The sequence below is a fragment of the Pseudomonas sp. IT-347P genome (genome assembly GCF_949768005.1).
GTDB lineage: Bacteria > Pseudomonadota > Gammaproteobacteria > Pseudomonadales > Pseudomonadaceae > Aquipseudomonas.
This window is the reverse complement of the sequence record NZ_CATKPQ010000011.1, coordinates 683920-702129: the sequence shown is the minus strand read 5'-3', so window position 1 is coordinate 702129 and position 18210 is coordinate 683920. Positions and strand designations below refer to the sequence as shown.

14 protein-coding genes are annotated in these 18210 nt (G+C 61.1%); 10 read left to right on the top strand and 4 right to left on the bottom strand.

Going from position 1 to position 18210, the window contains the following annotated elements:
• Positions 1 to 26 precede the first annotated feature (26 nt).
• Together ACM6IV_RS07040 and ACM6IV_RS07035 are read left to right on the top strand one after the other, a co-directional pair.
• Positions 27 to 785: an SDR family oxidoreductase gene (locus ACM6IV_RS07040; RefSeq protein ID WP_414869610.1), complete on the top strand. Its 759-nt coding sequence runs from the start codon at positions 27 to 29 to the stop codon at positions 783 to 785.
• Positions 786 to 818: 33 nt separating this feature from the next.
• Positions 819 to 1775, top strand: a complete 957-nt coding sequence (locus tag ACM6IV_RS07035) for a 2-hydroxyacid dehydrogenase (protein ID WP_414869310.1) — start codon at positions 819 to 821, stop codon at positions 1773 to 1775.
• A gap of 235 nt (positions 1776 to 2010) precedes the next feature.
• Here ACM6IV_RS07035 and ACM6IV_RS07030 read toward each other — a convergent pair whose 3' ends face one another.
• The gene (locus ACM6IV_RS07030; RefSeq protein ID WP_414869309.1) at positions 2011 to 4137 is read right to left on the bottom strand and encodes a TonB-dependent siderophore receptor; all 2127 of its coding nucleotides are present in this window, start codon (positions 4135 to 4137) and stop codon (positions 2011 to 2013) included.
• A gap of 266 nt (positions 4138 to 4403) precedes the next feature.
• Between ACM6IV_RS07030 and paoC the strand changes: the two genes are divergently transcribed.
• Positions 4404 to 6605 (top strand): aldehyde oxidoreductase molybdenum-binding subunit PaoC, encoded by a 2202-nt coding sequence (gene paoC / locus ACM6IV_RS07025; RefSeq protein ID WP_414869308.1) that lies wholly within the window; start codon positions 4404 to 4406, stop codon positions 6603 to 6605.
• A 20-nt stretch (positions 6606 to 6625) separates the two neighbouring features.
• Here the strand turns inward: paoC and ACM6IV_RS07020 are convergent, their stop codons facing one another.
• Positions 6626 to 7336 (bottom strand): carboxymuconolactone decarboxylase family protein, encoded by a 711-nt coding sequence (locus tag ACM6IV_RS07020; protein ID WP_414869307.1) that lies wholly within the window; start codon positions 7334 to 7336, stop codon positions 6626 to 6628.
• A gap of 306 nt (positions 7337 to 7642) precedes the next feature.
• On the opposite strand from ACM6IV_RS07020, the gene ACM6IV_RS07015 reads away from it, so the two are divergent.
• From ACM6IV_RS07015 to ACM6IV_RS07005, 3 genes are read left to right on the top strand one after another with little or no spacing between them, the layout of a single operon-like run.
• Positions 7643 to 8590, top strand: coding sequence for an NAD(P)-dependent alcohol dehydrogenase (locus ACM6IV_RS07015; protein ID WP_414869306.1), 948 nt, complete (start codon positions 7643 to 7645; stop codon positions 8588 to 8590).
• Positions 8590 to 9294 carry a helix-turn-helix transcriptional regulator gene (locus tag ACM6IV_RS07010; protein ID WP_414869305.1) on the top strand — a complete coding sequence of 235 codons (705 nt, stop codon included), beginning with the start codon at positions 8590 to 8592 and terminating at the stop codon, positions 9292 to 9294. Before ACM6IV_RS07015 ends, ACM6IV_RS07010 begins: the two co-directional genes overlap by 1 nt.
• A gap of 3 nt (positions 9295 to 9297) precedes the next feature.
• Entirely contained in the window at positions 9298 to 9618 is a 321-nt protein-coding gene (locus tag ACM6IV_RS07005) for a hypothetical protein (RefSeq protein ID WP_414869304.1), read from the top strand.
• Positions 9619 to 9630: 12 nt separating this feature from the next.
• Here the strand turns inward: ACM6IV_RS07005 and ACM6IV_RS07000 are convergent, their stop codons facing one another.
• Positions 9631 to 10215 (bottom strand): TetR/AcrR family transcriptional regulator, encoded by a 585-nt coding sequence (locus tag ACM6IV_RS07000; protein WP_414869303.1) that lies wholly within the window; start codon positions 10213 to 10215, stop codon positions 9631 to 9633.
• 212 nt (positions 10216 to 10427) lie between these two features.
• On the opposite strand from ACM6IV_RS07000, the gene ACM6IV_RS06995 reads away from it, so the two are divergent.
• The 4 genes from ACM6IV_RS06995 (at position 10428) to ACM6IV_RS06980 (ending at position 16688) form a co-directional block, all read left to right on the top strand.
• Entirely contained in the window at positions 10428 to 11105 is a 678-nt protein-coding gene (locus ACM6IV_RS06995) for a type 1 glutamine amidotransferase domain-containing protein (RefSeq protein WP_414869302.1), read from the top strand.
• A gap of 101 nt (positions 11106 to 11206) precedes the next feature.
• Positions 11207 to 12331, top strand: a complete 1125-nt coding sequence (locus ACM6IV_RS06990; protein ID WP_414869301.1) for an alkene reductase — start codon at positions 11207 to 11209, stop codon at positions 12329 to 12331.
• 219 nt (positions 12332 to 12550) lie between these two features.
• Complete coding sequence (locus tag ACM6IV_RS06985; RefSeq protein ID WP_414869300.1) at positions 12551 to 14089, top strand: cryptochrome/photolyase family protein; 1539 nt, start codon at positions 12551 to 12553, stop codon at positions 14087 to 14089.
• 136 nt (positions 14090 to 14225) lie between these two features.
• Positions 14226 to 16688: a PAS domain-containing protein gene (locus tag ACM6IV_RS06980; protein WP_414869299.1), complete on the top strand. Its 2463-nt coding sequence runs from the start codon at positions 14226 to 14228 to the stop codon at positions 16686 to 16688.
• Here the strand turns inward: ACM6IV_RS06980 and ACM6IV_RS06975 are convergent.
• Positions 16650 to 18197 (bottom strand): diguanylate cyclase, encoded by a 1548-nt coding sequence (locus ACM6IV_RS06975; protein WP_414869298.1) that lies wholly within the window; start codon positions 18195 to 18197, stop codon positions 16650 to 16652. The two genes, ACM6IV_RS06980 and ACM6IV_RS06975, sit on opposite strands and share 39 nt — an antisense overlap.
• Positions 18198 to 18210: the final 13 nt, after the last annotated feature.

Genomic DNA, 18210 nt, shown 5'->3' with positions numbered 1-18210 from the left:
GAAGACAGGAGAACAACAAGATGTCCATCACTCAACCTTTGAAAGTTGCGCTGGTTACCGGTGCCGGCAGCGGCATCGGCCGCGCCGTGGCCCTTGGCCTGCTGGCCGACGGCTACACCGTGGTGCTCGCCGGGCGCCGGCCGGAACCTTTGCAAGCACTGGTCGAACTGGCGGCGAGCGAGGGACATGAAGCCCTGGCAGTGCCTACCGATGTACGCGATCCGGCCAGTGTCGACGCGCTGTTTGCCAGCATTGCCGAGGTTTACGGACGGCTGGATGTGGTGTTCAACAATGCCGGGGTCAATGCCCCCGCCGTGCCTCTGGATGAGTTGACGTTCGAGCAGTGGCGCAACGTGATCGACACCAACCTCAACGGGGTTTTCCTGTGTGCCCGCGGCGCCTTCGGCCTCATGCGCCGCCAACAGCCACAGGGCGGACGCATCATCAATAACGGCTCGATTTCGGCACACACCCCGCGTCCGTTCAGCAGCGCCTACACCGCCAGCAAACATGCGGTGCTGGGCCTGACCAAATCCCTGGCCCTGGACGGTCGCGAATTCAATATCGCCTGCAGCCAGATCGATATCGGCAATGCCCTGACCGAAATGTCGGTGCGCATGACCAAGGGCGTGCGCCAGGCCAACGGCACCATCGCCGTGGAGCCGATGGTCGACGTCAAGCATGTCGCCGATGCGGTGCGCTACATCGCCAATCTGCCGCTGTCGGCCAACGTTCTGAACATGACCGTCATGGCCAGCGCCATGCCGTTTGCCGGCCGCGGTTGAGCCGGCCTTTTTATTTGGTCAGTGAGGTTATACATGAAGCCAGAAATCCTGCAGCTCAGCCCGATCCTGATTCCTGAAATCAATGCCCGTCTCGACGAACTATTCACGGTCAGACGCTATTTCCAGCAAACGGACAAACCTGCGTATTTGCTCGAACACGGTGCCAATATTCGCGGTGTGATCACCGGTGGGCATACCGGCATTACGCAGGCGCTGATGGCACAACTGCCGAATCTCGAGATTGTCGCGGTCAACGGTGTCGGTACCGATGCGGTCGATCTGGCGTACGCCCGCGATCGCGGCATTCGCGTGACGGCCACCATTGGTGCGTTGACCGAAGACGTCGCCGACCTCGCCATTGGCTTGCTGATTTCGGTGTGTCGCGGCCTGTGCACCAGCGATCGCTACGTGCGTTCAGGTCAATGGCCGCACAGTCCGACGCCGCTGGCGCCGTTGCCTCTGGCCCGGCAGGTGTCCGGCATGCGCATCGGCATTGTCGGCATGGGCCGGGTTGGCCGCGCGGTAGCCAGTCGAGCGGCAGCCTTCGGCTGCCCGATCAGTTACACCGATCTGCAACCGATGAGCGATGTCAGTCACACTTTCGTCGCCGACCTCAAGCAGTTGGCCCGCGACAGCGATGCGCTGATTCTCGCCGCTGCCGCCGACAAGGCTGAAGCCATCGTCGACGCCTCCGTTCTGAAGGCCTTGGGCAAGGAGGGTTATCTGATCAACGTGGCGCGGGGCAAACTGGTCAACGAGGCTGATTTGGTCGCGGCACTGGCGGCCGGTGAGATCGCCGGTGCGGGGCTGGATGTTTTTGTCGACGAACCGCATGTGCCAGAGGCGTTGTTCGGCAATGAGCAAGTGGTGCTGCAACCGCACCGCGCCAGCGCCACCTTGCAGACGCGCACGCGCATGGGGGAAATGGTGGTGGCGAGTCTGCTGGACAGCTTTGCCGGCAAGACACCGCAAGGTTGTGTCACTGGCTAAGTGGCGAGTGCCGAAACAGCTGCCCTCACCCTGGCCCTCTCCCCCAGGAGAGGGGACCGACTGGGGGATATTGGCGATGAGCGCCGGTGAATCCAACAACGCCAAGCGCTGCGGATGAACCCGTAATCGACGCGGTCTTCCAGGTCGATGCATAACCCAAGACACCTCGGTCGGCTCCCTCTCCCTCCGGGAGAGGGCTGGGGTGAGGGGCCGCGGTTGCAGCGTCGAGGTCGGCTTACAAGGTGTAGGAAATCCCCACCTGCACGGTTCTTGGTGCGCCCGGATAGGCGTAAACATTGCCGAACGCGCCCTCTTCGTAATCGCGATCAAACAGGTTTTTCAGGTCCAGGTTGAGCCGTACTTTTTCGTTGACCTTATAAAAGCCGAGCAAGTCGACCACGGTATAGCTGTCCATCGAGAAAGCAGTGTTAGCGGTTTGCCCGGCGCGCTCGTCGACGTACTTGAGTCCAGTGCCCAGGCCCAGGCCTTTCAGTGCACCGTCCTGAAATTCGTAGACGTTGAGCAGGCTGAAGCTGTTTTGCGGAATGTTCATCAGCCGCGTGCCGGAGCGGATCACGTTGTCTTTGGTCACCTCGGCATCCACGTAGGCATAGCCGCCGATCACTCGCCACTCGGGCGTCAGGTTGCCGGCGACGTTGAGGTCAAAACCACGGCTGCGCACTTCCCCGGCCGCCACGCTGAAGGTCGAGTCCACCGGGTCGGTGGTCAGCACGTTGCGTTTTTCGATCTGGTAGATCGCTGCATCCACGCTCAGCTGATGATCCAGTGCCTCCCACTTGATGCCCATTTCATACGACTTGCCCTTCTCCGGGGCAAACCCTCCGCCTACCCGATTCGCGCCGGTATTGGGCTTGAACGAACGCGCCGTGTCGGCATAGATCGCCAGGGTCTCGGTCAGGTCATAGGTTACGCCGATGCGCGGGGTCACCGCGTTGTCACTGGCCTGCCAGTTTTTGCCGCCCGGCACGTAGGTCTCATAGTCGTGCTCGAAACGCTCGAAACGTGCGCCAGCCAGAACCTTCAGACGCTCGGTCAACGCAACCTGATCCTGCACAAACGCCGCGTAGGTCTTGAGGTTTTCCTTGTCGTGGGTCGGCGTGCGGGTCAATGTCGGGCGCGGCTGACCATAAACCGGATCAAAGATGTCGATCGGGTAAGCACCGACGGCGCCACTGGAGCGCTGAATGATCGACTTGTAGTCATAGTCCTCATACTCGATACCGGTCAGCAAGGTGTGCTGCAGACCGCCGGTGTTGAAATGCCCGGTCAGGTTGAGTTGGGTGTCCTTGTCAGTCCATTCCAGTTTGCGGTAATTGAAGTTGCGCCCCAGGGTTCGACCGTCAGCGGCAATGCCGTTGGCCTCGATCGCATTGCCCTGCAATGAGCCGTCGAGCCACTGAAAGCCACCGCCCAGCGTCCAGTCATCATTGAGCAGATGCTCGAAACGCAGTTGCGCCATGTTGTTGTCGTTGTGCAATTTGCCGGCGTCTTTTTCGCCGAAGAACGTATCGCGCGAGGCGGTGCCGATCTGCTTGGGGTAACGCGTCACGCCGCGGTCCAGCGGGTGATTGTTACGCATGAAATCGCCTTCGAAGATCACCCGGGTGGCATCGCTGGCCTGCCAGGTCAGCACCGGCGTCACGCCGTAGCGCTCAGTCTCGACGTGATCGCGGAAGGTATCGCCGCCCTCGCCCACCACGTTCAGTCGATAGGCCAGGCGCCCTTCGTCATCCAGCGGGCCGGAAGCATCGAGGGTGCCGCGCTTCATGCCTTGATCGTTCAACTGGCTGCCCAACGTGACCGTGCGCTCGGCCAACGGTTGCTTGGACACGACATTGAAGGTGCCGCCAGGATCACCCCGGCCGTAAAGCATGGTCGCCGGCCCGCGCAACACTTCCAGACGCTCGATGGTGTTGGCGTCAGGCATGTTCGGGTAACCGCGATTGATCGGGAAACCGTTGCGATAGAACTCGCCGGTGGTGAAGCCGCGCACAGTGAAGGTCGTCAGCCCCTGGCCGCCGAAATTGTTCGCCCGGCCCACACCGCCGGCGTAGTCGAGTGCGTCCTGCAAACGCGTGGCGCCAATGTCTTCGACCGCATCCCTGGTCACTACGCTGATCGATTGCGGGGTTTCATGGATCGAGGTGTCGGTACGGGTGGCACTGGCAGAACGCGTCGCGCGATAGCCCTGCACCGGGCCGTCGGCCCGTTCGTAATCTGCCGTACCGACCACGTCGGTCGCCTCCAGCTCCAGCGCTGAAGAGGTCGAGTCGGCCGGCTCGGCCCACGAGGTAGAAGACAACGCTTGCAGCACACACACGGAAAGCAGGGTTCGACGCATGAAATGAAAACCTTGTGAATAGGCCAGAACGAAGGGTAAAACCGCCAGAACAGCGGCGCGGATGGTATACCAGAGAACGTGTAATTGAAACTTATTCTTATTTGTCATGTTGGTCAGGATTCGTGAGCCGGACTCATGACTTCATCCTGGCAAGGCGCATTATCAGATGCGTTTCAATGGCCTAGGCTCGTAGGCGATATGGCCTGCAACGCTGGTGCCGAGGCGCCCGGCGTTGACCGCCAGCCCGCCTCATGAGGAGATCTGCGATGAAATTCGACACACCGGCCGGCACTAATCCGATCGATCAATTGCACGTCATCGGCCAGCCTGCTGACCGCATCGATGGCAAGTTGAAAACCACCGGGACAGCGCCCTACGCGTACGAACAACATGCGGCGGTACCCGATCCGGCCTATGGCTATATCGTCGGCGCCGGGATCGGCAAGGGCCGCATTGCCTCGATCGACTCGACGCAGGCGCGCAACAGTTCCGGAGTGATCGCGATCGTCACCTACGAGAATGCCGGGCCTTTGGCCAAAGGCGAGTTCTATGTCGCGCGTGCATTGGCCGGACCGCAGGTGGACCACTATCACCAGGCTGTCGCGATTGTTGTGGCGCAGACGTTTGAAGAGGCCCGCAGCGCCGCCAATCTGCTTGAAATCACCTATGTGGCCGAACCCGGCGCGTTCGATCTGGCGGCCGCCAAGGATTCGGCCACCCCGCCGCCGCCCGCCGGTTTCGGCCCACCGCCGCAGACGCAGATCGGTGATTTCGACGGCGCCTTCAGCGCCGCGCCGATCCAGATCGATCAGCACTACAGCACGCCGGACCAGGCGCACGCGATGATGGAACCCCACGCCACCATCGCCCAGTGGAATGGCAATTCACTGACGTTGTGGACGTCGATCCAGCAGATCAACTGGGGCGTGCGCGATCTGGCCAAAACACTCGGCATACGCAAGGAAGATATTCGTTTGGTATCGCCCTACATCGGCGGCGGTTTCGGCGGCAAAGGCACGATCCTGTGTGACGCGGTGCTGGCGGCGCTGGCGGCACGACACGCCGGGCGCCCGGTGAAAGTCGCATTGCCGCGTCCGCTGATGTTCAACAACCTGACCCATCGCCCCGCGACGCTTCAACGCATTCGCATCGGCGCCAGCCGCGAGGGTTTGATCACTGCCATCGGCCACGAGAGTTGGTCGGGCAACCTGCCCGGGGGCCGGGCCGAAGCTGCAACAGCCTCGACACGTTTGCTCTACGCTGGCGCCAACCGCATGACCCGTTTGAATCTTGCCGTGCTGGACCTGGCCGAAGGCTCGGCCATGCGCGCGCCGGGGGAAGCACCGGGCATGATGGCGCTGGAAATTGCCATGGATGAACTGGCGGAAAAACTCGCCATCGATCCGCTGCAATTGCGCCTTCTCAATGACACCCAGGTCGACCCCGAACAGCCGTCACGCCCGTTCTCCACACGGCAACTTGTCGAGTGCCTACAAACCGGCGCCGAGCAATTCGGCTGGCACCAGCGCAACGCAAGCGCCGGCCAGCGTCTGGAGAATGGCTGGCTGATCGGTATCGGGTTGGCGTCTGCCATACGGGGCGCGCCTACCACCGCATCGGCGGCCCGTGTGCGCCTTGATCGGCACGGCACAATCACCGTCGAAACCGACATGACTGATATCGGCACTGGCAGCTACACGATCATTGCGCAGACCGCCGCCGAGATGATGGGTGTGCAACTGGACCGGGTCGCAGTGCACCTTGGCGACTCGCGTTTTCCGGAGTCGTCGGGATCGGGCGGTCAATGGGGCGCGGCATCGTCAACCGCCGGGGTCTATGCCGCGTGCGTCAAGTTGCGCGAAGCCGCTGCCCGCGCCGTCGGCCTGGATCCGCAAACCGCCGAATTTGCCCACGGCGAGGTGCGCGATGGCACGCGGCATTTTCCGTTGGCGCAGGCTGCGGCCGCGGGCGATCTGGTTGGCGAAGACCGCATGGAATTCGGCGATCTGGCCCAACGCTTTGCCCAGCAAACCTTTGGCGCCCATTTCGCCGAGGTCGCGGTCAACGCGGCGACCGGCGAAATTCGTTTGCGCCGGCAATTGGCGGTCTGCGCAGCAGGGCGGATTCTCAATCCGAAGACCGCACGCAGCCAGATCATCGGCGGCATGACCATGGGCGCCGGGGCCGCACTGATGGAAGAACTGCAGGTCGACAAGCGCCTTGGCTTCTTCGTTAATCACGATCTGGCCGGTTACGAAGTGCCGGTGCACGCCGACATTCCCCAGCAGCAGGTAATTTTCCTCGATGAGGTTGATCCCTATGCCACGCCGCTCAAGGCCAAAGGTGTTGGCGAGTTGGGCATCAGTGGCGCGGCGGCAGCCATCGCCAATGCGATTTACAACGCCACCGGCGTGCGCGTGCGCGACTATCCGATCACCCTGGACAAACTCATCGCGCACTTGCCGTAACGGTTTGCCGCTCTGTTCAGTCAGCCCGGCGTACGCTGGCTGAACACTTCCTTGAACACTGGCACGGCGGAAAACGCATTCGGCCATCCGGCATAGAACGCCAGTTGGGTAATCATTTCCGCCGCTTCGGTCTGGCTCAAGCCGTTGTCCATCGCCCGCCCCAGGTGATAACCGACCTGGCCTGTCTGCCCGTTGGCCACCAATGAACTGACCGTGATCAAGCTACGATCACGGGGCGCCAGACCCGGGCGCAGCCACAGATCGCGGAACAACGCTTTGGTGGTGAACTCGACCAGCCCCGGCGCCACTGCGCCCACCGCCGCATTCACGCGCTCCACGCGGTCAGCCTCGCGAGCCTGGTCCAGCGGCAGCAACGACGGCGACACCGGCGCCAGTTGCTCAGCACCGATGTTGCGCGCGGTAAACACCTCGGCGGCGATAGGCAGCGCCGCTGCCGCATTGCCCCAGCCGGAATAAAACGCCAGATGATTGAGTGTTTCGGACACTTCAAGGGGGGTGACACCGTTGTCCAGTGCGAGGTTGAATTGCGCAGCCATCTCGGCGGTTTGTCCGCGCGCGATCAACACCGCAACGGTCACCAGACTACGGTCACGGGGCGACAAGCCCGGGCGTTTCCATACTTCGCCAAACAATATGGCATCGGTGTTATGCGCCAGTGCCGGGGACACGGCAGCCGCGGCATCGGAAGTCATTGCGGGTGAACGTTTCATGGAGGTCGAACCTTTTTCAGGTGAAGCACAGGCTGTCAGCAACAGTGCGATGGCCGTCAACAGAAGTCGGTTGGAATGGGTCACGCTACGAACCGGGTGGGCTGCCATTGCAAAGCTCCTGCTGGCGGGATAATCAGCCGCCACGTTAAACCGACGAGCACCCTGCGACTATCGACGTTCAGCTTCATGAAGTCATGAACACCGTTCATCAATCCGCCTGCTCGATGGAAAGCGAATGGTGCCAAAAACTGGCACTGCCGCGTTATAGAGTCGACGTCATGTCCACTCTCGGAAGGCGAGCCCAACATGTCAGCAGGCTATAAACGTATTCAGTATTCGCGCTACGGCGGTCCGGAGGTAATGCGCGTTGAAGCATTCCCGCTACCGGCACCCGGCAAGGATGAAGTGCTCGTGCAGGTCAAATGTGCAGCGATCAATCCCATCGACTGGAAGTTGCGCCAGGGCCAGATGAAGCTCATCACTGGCCGAACATTTCCGCGCGCGATGGGTATGGATTTCTCCGGCGTGGTCCTTGCGGTGGGCGCAAGGGTCAGCCGTTTCCAGGTCGGCGATGCGGTGTTCGGATTATCCCGCTTCAAAGAAAGTGGCGCATTGGCCGAAGCCGTTGTGACCGGGGAGGACTTTCTGGCGCGCAAACCGGATACTCTTTCCTTCGTCGATGCAGCGTGCCTCGGCACACCGGGCATTACCGCGTGGAACGGGCTGATCGACAAGGCCCGGCTGCAAGCCGGTCAGCAGGTTTTCATCAATGGTTGCGCGGGGGCCGTCGGCGCAGCGGCGGTGCAGATCGCCCTGATGTCGGGGGCCACGGTATCGGGCAGTTGCAGCGCGTCGGACGGCGCCCGTGCGCGGGCGCTGGGGGTATCGAACGTGTACGACTACCGGCTCACCGACCTGAAGAAGCTGCCGGCACGCTTTGATGTGGTGTATGACACGGCCGCTACGCTTGCGGTATCAACTGGTATCGGCTTGCTGCGTCCGGGCGGCTGTTTGCTTGATCTCAACCCGAATCCGGGCAAATTCCTGCGTGGTTTGATCGATCGGCGACTGAAACTGGTGATTGGTACACCGCGGCACGAAATCCTCGAAACACTGGCCAGCGCCGCCAGTGAGGCACGCTTGAAGATTCAGGTAGGAGAAGTGGTGCCGCTGGACGGCGCCATCCAATTGATCCGCGAGCTCGAACAGGGCCGCAAATTGGGCGGCAAAGGCGTCGTCGCCGTGGAGCATTAATGGCCAGAAGTCATCGTCTGTTTGAGCTGATGCAAGCGCTGCGGCGTCATCGTCGAACGGTGTCCGGCAAAGCCTTGGCGACTGAATTGGGCGTGTCGCTGCGCACCATTCGCCGCGACATCGTCACGCTGCAGGACATGGGAGCCGAGATCGACGGCGAGCCGGGCCTTGGCTATGTGCTCAAGCCCGGCTTTGTCCTGCCGCCGTTATCGTTCAGCGCCGAGGAAATACAAGCCTTGGTCATTGGCGCACAATGGGTCAGCCGTCAGACGGACAGCCAACTTGCCAGCGCCGTCAACGATGCGCTGGCGAAAATCCGTGCCGTGTTGCCTGCACAGATGCGGCCGATCTTCGAAGACGAAACCTTTTATGTGGCCAAGCCACCGAGACCCGGCACGATCATCGACCTCAGCGAGATTCGTCGGGCGCTGCGCGAGCAGAACAAGCTGCGCATTACGCTGTTGATCGAACATGCGGATGCCGGCGAACACATCATCTGGCCGATCATGTTGGGCTTTATCGAAGGCAAACGGTGCATCGCGGCGTGGTGCGAAAGCGACAGCCGGTTTCGCGTGATTGATATGGCTGATCTGGCGACGGCGCAGGTGCTCCTCGAACACTACGCACCTGACCGCCGACGCTTGATCAAACAATGGCGGGCCGAGGATGTGCGGCCCTGCAACAGTCAAGGCGAGGCGTGTTGAGCCATGTATCCGACTACGCCGGACGGACGTTATTTTGTGGTCAGGCAGCAGCTCTGGCGCTGCAGCAATCCGGCGCTGCCGCCCGCCGAGCGTCAGCAGCTGGTCAGCCAACTGATGACAGCGCGGCGCGCGGTCAAAGAAGCGAAGCACCATGACGATGCCGCTGCGCTGAAGTCGGCGCGCGCCGAGGTGCAGCAGGCCAAAGTGGCTCTGGGCGAACGGGGGCCGGTCTGGTGGGATGACGGCAGCCCGGACTACAACCGGTACAAAGTCAGCAACACGCCGTACGCCGAGTGGTATCGAGATTTGACCGCCGGGCAATGATGCCTTGGCCGATCACACCGCCAGCAGTTGTCGGGTCATCGCCATCGATGTCTGCAGCGATTGCCCGGTACGCTGCAACTTGTTCAGCAAACTGGCGCCCAGCCACAGCTGATACAGGGTTTCCGCCAGGTGCCGGGCATCGCCCTCGGGCAGGCTGTTTTCGGCCTGGCCCTGTTCGATGCACTGGGTGATGCGCGCCACCACCTGCTCGGCGCCATCGCGCAAGGTCAGGCGCATCGACTCCGAGAGGTCGGCGACTTCAGCACTGAGCTTGACCACCAGACATTCGTCGCCGTGACCTTCGAGGGTGCAGCGGTTCTGCCAGCCCTGCCAGTAATCCATCAGCCGCTCGTAGGCGCTCAGCCCTGGCAGCGTCAGGCGCCGCTCCATGTCGGCGAGGTAGTCGACGAAGTAATCCGCCAGCAACGCCTGGCCGTACAACTCTTTTGATTTGAAGTAGTGATAGAACGAACCCTTGGGCACACCGGCGGTTTGCAGGATCTCGTTGAGGCCGACACTGGTGAAGCCCTTCTCGGCCATCATCCGGTGGCCGGTGTCGAGCAAGTGTTGGCGGGTGTCGTCGTAGGTCGGTTTCATCGGGCGCACATTACCAGGCAATAGACCAGTCGTTTTCTGGGAGGAACGGAAGTTTGCCATACCTGTCGATGAAAAACCTGCGGATAAAAATTTACTAGACGACTGGTCTAATTGAGATCTATGCTGCGCCCCGACAACCGTTTTCCGACCGGTGTGGCCGATGCGCGAATGGTTCGCCCAATCGAAGACACCCGACCTACGCAAGGTGCTCTATGAAAATCCTGATGGTTTTGACTTCCCACGATCGACTTGGCGACACCGGCAAGAAAACCGGCTTCTGGCTGGAAGAGTTCGCCGCGCCCTACTACGCCTTCAAAGACGCCGGCGCCGAGATCACTCTGGTCTCGCCGGCCGGTGGCCAGCCACCGCTGGACCCGAAAAGCGATGAACCCGGTGCCCAGACCGCCGAGACCGAGCGTTTCCGCAAGGACCCGGCGGCGCAACAGGCCCTGGCCAGCACCGGCCGTTTGGCCGACATCAGCGCTGAGGGTTTCGATGCGGTGTTTTATCCGGGTGGCCACGGCCCGCTGTGGGATCTGGCCGAAGACAAACATTCGATCGCCCTGATCGAAGCCTTCGACCGCGCAAACAAGCCCCACGGTTTTGTCTGCCATGCGCCAGGCGTGTTGCGTCACGCCCTCACCGCTGACGGCAAACCGCTGGTGCAGCATCGCCAAGTCACCGGTTTCACCAATTCCGAAGAAGCCGCAGTCGGCCTGACAGACGTGGTGCCATTCCTGATCGAAGACGAATTCCAGCGTCTCGGCGGGCATTACTCGAAAGTTGCTGACTGGCAGGTTCATGTAGTCGCCGACGGCCAACTGGTCACCGGCCAGAATCCGGCCAGCTCCGCCGCCGTCGCCGAGAGATTGCTGAAGATGCTCAGCTAAACCCTCGCACAACCTCCAAACGCCGGGTGCGTCTTGCCCGGCGTTATTTTTTCGCCCAACCAATAGACGACTGGTCTAATAAACCACAAACAAGGTCATCCATGAACCACAGCAGCTTCTTCACCCCCGTCAAACTAGGTCGTCACACCCTGAAAAACCGCATCGTCCTGCCACCCCTGACCCGGCAGCGCAGCACGCAACCGGGCAACATCGCCAATGAGTTGATGGCCGAGTACTACCAACAGCGGGCGGGCGCCGGTTTGCTGGTCACCGAAGGCACGCAGATCGAGCCCCGTGGCCAGGGTTACGCGTGGACGCCGGGCATTCATACGCCGGAACAAATTGCCGGATGGCGCAAAGTCACTGAGGCCGTGCATGCCGTGGACGGGGTGATTTTCGCCCAGCTGTGGCACGTTGGCCGTGTCTCGCATACCGCGTTGCAACCCGACGGCGCGGCGCCGGTATCAGCCTCCGCCGTGGCCACGGACCGCGTCAGCGTGTTTATCGAAACCGCGCCCGGCGCCGGTGAACTGGTGACTCCGTCGGCACCGCGCGCGCTGAGCACCGATGAAGTTCAGGAACTGGTTCAGTTGTACATCCAGGCCGCACGCAACGCGATGGACGCCGGTTTCGACGGCATCGAACTGCATTGCGCCAACGGTTATCTGGTCAACCAGTTCATCTCCGCCCACAGCAACCTGCGCGACGATCAGTACGGCGGCTCGCTGCACAATCGCCTGCGTTTTCTGCGCGAAGTGGTTTCCGGTGTCGCCGAATGCATCGGCAAGGAAAAAGTCGGCGTGCGCTTCGCTCCACTGTTCAGCACCACCGACGAAGCGCGTACGTATCTGGGCATGGTTGAGGAAGATCCGCACAGCACGTACGTCGAAGCAATCAAAGTGCTGCAGGACGTGGGCATCGCCTATTTGTCGATTGCCGAAGCCGATTGGGACAACGCCCCGGCGATGCCGTTGACGTTTCGTCAGGCCGTGCGCGACACCTTCAGCGGCGCGATCATCTACGCCGGGCGCTACACCGCAGAATCCGGGGCACAACTGCTCGACTCCGGGCTGGCCGACCTGGTCGCTTTCGGCCGCCCGTTCATGGCCAACCCCGATTTGCCGGCGCGCATTGCCAATGACTGGCCGTTGAATGCGTTGAACCTGGCGACGGTGTATGGCGGCAACGCCGAAGGCTACACCGACTACCCCGTTTATCCCGGCTGATCCGAGCCAGAGTGCAAGCCCTTGTGGGAGCGAGCCTGCTCGCGAATGCGACGTGTCAGTCACCCAAAATGGTGAATGTGACCACGCCTTCGCGAGCAGGGGGGATGTGAACATTCACCGCACAAAACCTATACACATACTACAATCTGTACAACTATCTGGACTTAATGCTTAAACGTCCACTCAGCAGCCTGCTACTCATTACGTTGAATTCGTGAAATGAACAAAACCCGTCGGCTTTGCCTGATACTCGGTGACCAGCTCTCTTTTGATCTGGCGTCACTGGCCGGTCTGGATGGCAAACAAGACCGTGTGCTGATGGTCGAGGTCATGGAAGAAGCCACCCATGTCGCCCATCATCCGCAGAAGATCGCGCTGATTTTCAGCGCCATGCGTCACTTCGCTCAGGCGCTGGAAAGCCAGGGCATCCACGTGCATTACGTGGCCCTCGACGATCCGCAGAACAGCGGCTCGGTGCCCGGCGAGTTGAAGCGCTGGCAGGCTTTGTTGCAGGCCAATGAATTGCACGTGACTGAGTGCGGAGACTGGCGTCTCGAACAATCGCTCAAGGATTGTGGGGTGCCGGTCCACTGGCATGCCGATGGCCGCTTCCTGTGCAGCCGCAATGAGTTCCGCACTTGGGCCGCAGGCAAAAAGCAGTTGCGCATGGAGTTCTTCTACCGCGAGATGCGCCGCAAAAGTCGCCTGTTGCTCAACGGTGACGGCACGCCGGTCGGCGGCGCGTGGAACTTTGACGCCGACAATCGCAAAACCCTGCCGAAAACCGCCAAGGCGCCCTACCCGGCCGGTTTTGCCAACGATGCGATCACCGTCGAAGTCCTCGCCCTGGTCAAACAACGCTTCGCCAGTCACTACGGCAGCCTGGATGATTTCAATTACCCGGTGACACACGCCGACGCCCAGGCACTCTGGGCGTACTTTCTCGAATACGGCCTGGCCGGGTTCGGCGATTATCAGGACGCCATGGCCAGCGATGAGCCGTTTCTGTTCCATGCACGCATCAGCGCGGCGCTGAACATTGGCTTGCTCGACCTGCGCCAGCTCTGCAGTGATGTGGAGTCAGCCTATTGGTCCGGCAGCATTGCGCTGAATGCTGCCGAAGGTTTCATCCGCCAACTGATCGGCTGGCGCGAATATGTTCGTGGCGTTTACTGGCTGCATATGCCCGAGTACGCCGAGGGCAATGCATTCGCCAACCAACGACCGTTGCCGGAGTTCTACTGGACCGGCGCGACCAAAATGAACTGCATGCGCCAGGCCATCGGCCAAAGCCTCAAACACGCCTACGCCCATCACATTCAGCGCCTGATGGTGACCGGTAATTTCGCCCTGCTCGCCGGCATTGCGCCGAAGCAGATCTGTGAATGGTATCTGGCGATTTACATGGACGCTTTCGATTGGGTCGAACTGCCCAACACCCTCGGCATGGTCATGCACGCCGATGGCGGTTACCTCGGTTCCAAGCCTTATTGCGCCAGCGGCCAATACATCAATCGAATGTCCGATTACTGTCGCGACTGTGCTTACTCGGTGCGCGAAACCACGGCTGACAACGCCTGCCCGTTCAACGCTTTGTACTGGCATTTCCTGATGCGCCACGGCGATCTGTTAAGGAGCAATCAGCGCATGGCGATGATGTACAAAAACCTTGACCGCATGGCGCCAGCCAAACAACAAGCACTCTGGCAACGCGGCCAACGTTTGCTCGACACGCTGGATAACGGCCAATCGTTATGAAAACCCATGCGCCGCTGGCCCGCGTGCAACTTAAACAGGGCGCCCCGGGTCAATGGCTCACAAAGCTTGCGAAGCGACCTGAGTGTTCGCTTGAAACACGCCGATTGAACGCAGACCAATAATCAAGGCATGAGGGGTGGATATCCTGAAACAGCTTACTCGCGAGGAGCTTGAGTCCGAGGTCACGCGCCTGCGCCTGGCCGTCAAAGCGACCTGCGACGCCGTCTGGGACTGGGATCTGAAAACCAATCAGATTCTCTGGAACGACGCGCTGCAACAGGCGTACGGCTATGCTCCGAGCGCCATCGACCCGACGTGTGACTGGCGTTTTGCACAGATTCACCAGCAGGATCGTGCGCAGGTAGAGACTTCGATTCATGCGGCGATGGAGGGGTCTGGCACCACCTGGAGTGCCGAGTACCGTTTCCGCTGTCAGGACGGTTCCTACGCCGAAGTGCTTGATCGCGGACATCTGATCCGCAGCGCCGATGGCAAAGCCGAGCGCATGATCGGTGCGATGCTCGACCTGACCCGCTCGCGCAGTGCCGAAACCGCACTGCGCAAAAGTGAAGAGCGCTTCAGCACCATTCTGGAAACCATCGAAGCCGCGTTTGCCATCGTCAAAGTCAAATTCGACGCCGACGACCACCCCATCGATTACTACTTTGTCGAGGCCAACCCGGCGTTCGAACGTCAGGCCGGGGTCAACCTGCGGGGCAAGTGGGTCACCGAGTTTGCGCCCAACCTGGAAAAATTCTGGTTCGAGACCTACGGCCACGTGGCCAAGACCGGCGAGCCGGCCAACTTCGAAAACTACGCCAACACCTTCGAACGCTGGTTCGATGTGCGCGCCGTGCGCGTCGGCGACCCGGCCGATCGGCAGATCGCAATCTTCTTCAGTGACGTCACCGAGCGCCGCGACGCGCAGGAACGTTTGCGCATCAGCGAGGCAATCGCTCGGGAAAACGTCGAACGGGTTCAACTGGCCCTGGCCGCCGGCGCCATTATCGGTACCTGGCACTGGCACTTGCCCACCGATCGCTTCTACGTCGATGAAGCCTTCGCCCGTGTGTTCAACCTTGACCCGGCGCTGGGCCGCGACGGTCTGAGCCTGGAGCAAGTGGTGGTCACCGTGCACCCCGATGACCGCGAGGGACTCACGACGGCAATCAATGAAGCCATCGCCCGCGGTGGCGCCTATTCGCACCAATACCGGGTACGCGGTGCCGATGACAAATACACTTGGATCGAAGCCAACGGACGCGTCGAATGCGCCGAAGACGGCACGCCTTTACGCTTTCCCGGCGTGCTGATCGATGTCGAAGACCGGCGCAATGTCGAAGACGAACGCGACCGGGTCACCGCTGCTTTAAAAGCACTCAACGACACCCTGGAGCAACGGGTCTCGGCGCGCACTGCAGAACTGATGCAGGCCGAAGAGAAGTTGCGCCAATCGCAGAAAATGGAAGCGGTCGGCCAACTCACCGGCGGACTGGCCCATGACTTCAACAACCTGCTCGCGGGGATCTGCGCGGCCCTTGAGCTGATGGAAAAACGCATCGCCCAGGGTCGCCTCAAGGACATCGACAAATACATGCTGATCGCCCAGGACGCGGCCAAACGCGCCAGCGCCCTGACCCACCGCCTGCTGGCCTTCTCCCGCCGCCAGACCCTCGATCCACGGCCAACCGAAATCAACGCGCTGATTGCCGGCATGACCGAACTGATCCAGCGCACCGTCGGCCCGAGCATTCGCCTGAAGACGGTCGCCGCCGCCGATCTGTGGCCGGCGCTGGTCGATGCCAGTCAATTGGAAAACGCCCTGCTCAACCTGTGCATCAACGCCCGCGATGCCATGCCCGATGGCGGCAGCATCACCGTCGAAACCGCCAATCGAACCCTGGATGCGGAATCCGCGCGCGTCATGGACATGCCCGAAGGGCAATACCTGTGTTTGTCAGTGGCTGACACCGGCACCGGTATGAGCGCGGAAGTAATGGCCAAGGCCTTCGACCCGTTTTTCACCACCAAACCGCTGGGCCAGGGCACGGGGCTGGGATTGTCGATGATCTACGGTTTCACCAAGCAATCCGGCGGGCAAGTGCGGGTGCAATCGACTGTGGGGCAAGGCACCATCATCAGCATTTACCTGCCGCGCTACCGGGGCGAAACGCCGTGCAACCACGATGTCACGCAAAATTCGGCAACTCTGCAGGCAAAGGCTGGCGAAACCATTCTGATTGTCGACGACGAACCCACCGTTCGAACGCTGCTCAAAGACGTGCTGAACGACCTCGGCTACAACCTGCTCGAAGCGGCCGACAGCGTTGAGGGACTGGAAGTATTGCGTTCCAGCGCGCACATCGATCTGCTCATCACCGATGTCGGCTTGCCGGGCGGCATGAACGGCCGGCAGATGGCCGACGCGGGCCGGGAAATCAGGCCAAGGCTGAAGACCTTGTTCATCACCGGTTATGCGGAGAACTCAGTGCTCGGCAACGGTCAGCTCGGCCCGGGCATGCAGGTGCTGACCAAACCGTTTGCCGTCGACACCCTGGTGTCACGGGTGGGTGGCCTGCTGTCCATCGACGTCGAGTGAGGTTTGCGCAGCGGATTTCATCAACCTGTTGCGCCCTGCCGTTTTCGCTTGATACAGCGCCTGATCGGCGCTCTCGATCAGCGCGTTCACCGGCTCCAGGCACGGACCACGCGCAGCGGCAATACCGATGCTCAGGCTCACTCGGGCCAACGGACTGGTCGGGTGAGCGATGTTGGTTTGCTGCAAGCGCTCAATCATCAGCTGCGCCACCACTGCTGCGCCGTCAATGTCCGTGTCGGGCATGATCACGGCAAACTCTTCGCCACCGTAGCGCGCCACCAGGTCCGACGGTCGCCGCACACACTCATCCAGCACATGACCGACAGCTTGCAGGCAGGCATCACCGGCAACGTGCCCGAACGCATCATTGAAGCGCTTGAAATAGTCGATATCGATCATCAGCAACGCCAGCGACGTCCCGTCGCGCTGTGCTCGCCGCGCCTCGGTGGCCAGGGTTTCGTCGAAGCAACGCCGATTCGCCAGGCCGGTCAGCGCATCCTTCATCGCCAACAGCTCCAGTTGCCGATTGGAGCCGAGCAACTGCTGTTGCGCGATGCGCAGTTCACCTTCCACCTGAGTTCGACGGCGAATGTCGAGAATCAGGAACCAGCCGATCAGACCGGTAAGCCCCAACAGCCCCGCCACCACCACCGCCGACAACAGCGCCTCGGTTCGCCACGCCGTGAGCGCTTCACGCTTGCCGATGGCGACCGTGGTGATCAGTGGCAATTTCTCGCTTTTGCGGAAGGCATAGAGACGTTCGACGCCATCCAGGCTGGAGGTATAAGACGCGGTACCCACCGATTGATCGACCAGGTACTTGGCGTAGATCGGCGACTTGGAAAAGTTGCGGCCCATGTCCTGCTCGCGGAACGGGTAGCGAACCAGCAATGTGCCGTCGGTATAGGACAAGCCGATGGCGCCCTCCTGGCCGATGTCGAGTTTGCCGAACAGGCGCAAAAAGTTTTCCACGCCCAGGGTCACGGCCACGACCCCGGCAAACTCGCCGCGTTCATCATTGAAGCGGCGGCTGACGGTGATCACCCATTCCTGATTGGAACGGCTGCGGATGGGTGGCCCGATAAAGGGTTCACGACTCGGGTCGTCGCGATGATGAATGAAATAGGCGCGATCACTGCTGTTGGCACCCACCGGAATCGGCCGGTTCGACGACATCAGCCAATGACCATGAAGGTCATAGATAGTGATACCACTGAGCTGTGGCATCAGCGGTTGCTGGCGGTTGATCAGCGCGCTCAAGCGTTGGATCTGCGCGGGGCCACTGCCTTCGGTTTCCAGGCGTTCGACCAGCCCGAGCAACAGCAGCGAACTTTGCCGCACGATGCCTTCGGAATAGGTCTCGAGTGCCTGGGTCAGGTTCAACCCGTGCACGTTGACTTCCGCCAGCGCGCGCTCGCGCGAAGACAGCACTTTCCAGATGGTCAGCGACGCCAGAGAGCAGCCGATGACCAGCAGCAAGAGGATGACGAGGTGGGTATCACGCTTCACGAAAGTACCTTAT

Coding starts and splice junctions, on each gene's coding strand:
- ACM6IV_RS07035 (WP_414869310.1), top strand. CDS start 819: ATGAAGCCAGAAATCCTGCAGCTCAGCCCGATCCTGATTCCTGAAATC.
- ACM6IV_RS07030 (WP_414869309.1), bottom strand. CDS start 4,137: ATGCGTCGAACCCTGCTTTCCGTGTGTGTGCTGCAAGCGTTGTCTTCT.
- paoC (WP_414869308.1), top strand. CDS start 4,404: ATGAAATTCGACACACCGGCCGGCACTAATCCGATCGATCAATTGCAC.
- ACM6IV_RS07020 (WP_414869307.1), bottom strand. CDS start 7,336: ATGAAACGTTCACCCGCAATGACTTCCGATGCCGCGGCTGCCGTGTCC.
- ACM6IV_RS07015 (WP_414869306.1), top strand. CDS start 7,643: ATGTCAGCAGGCTATAAACGTATTCAGTATTCGCGCTACGGCGGTCCG.
- ACM6IV_RS07010 (WP_414869305.1), top strand. CDS start 8,590: ATGGCCAGAAGTCATCGTCTGTTTGAGCTGATGCAAGCGCTGCGGCGT.
- ACM6IV_RS07005 (WP_414869304.1), top strand. CDS start 9,298: ATGTATCCGACTACGCCGGACGGACGTTATTTTGTGGTCAGGCAGCAG.
- ACM6IV_RS07000 (WP_414869303.1), bottom strand. CDS start 10,215: ATGAAACCGACCTACGACGACACCCGCCAACACTTGCTCGACACCGGC.
- ACM6IV_RS06995 (WP_414869302.1), top strand. CDS start 10,428: ATGAAAATCCTGATGGTTTTGACTTCCCACGATCGACTTGGCGACACC.
- ACM6IV_RS06990 (WP_414869301.1), top strand. CDS start 11,207: ATGAACCACAGCAGCTTCTTCACCCCCGTCAAACTAGGTCGTCACACC.
- ACM6IV_RS06985 (WP_414869300.1), top strand. CDS start 12,551: ATGAACAAAACCCGTCGGCTTTGCCTGATACTCGGTGACCAGCTCTCT.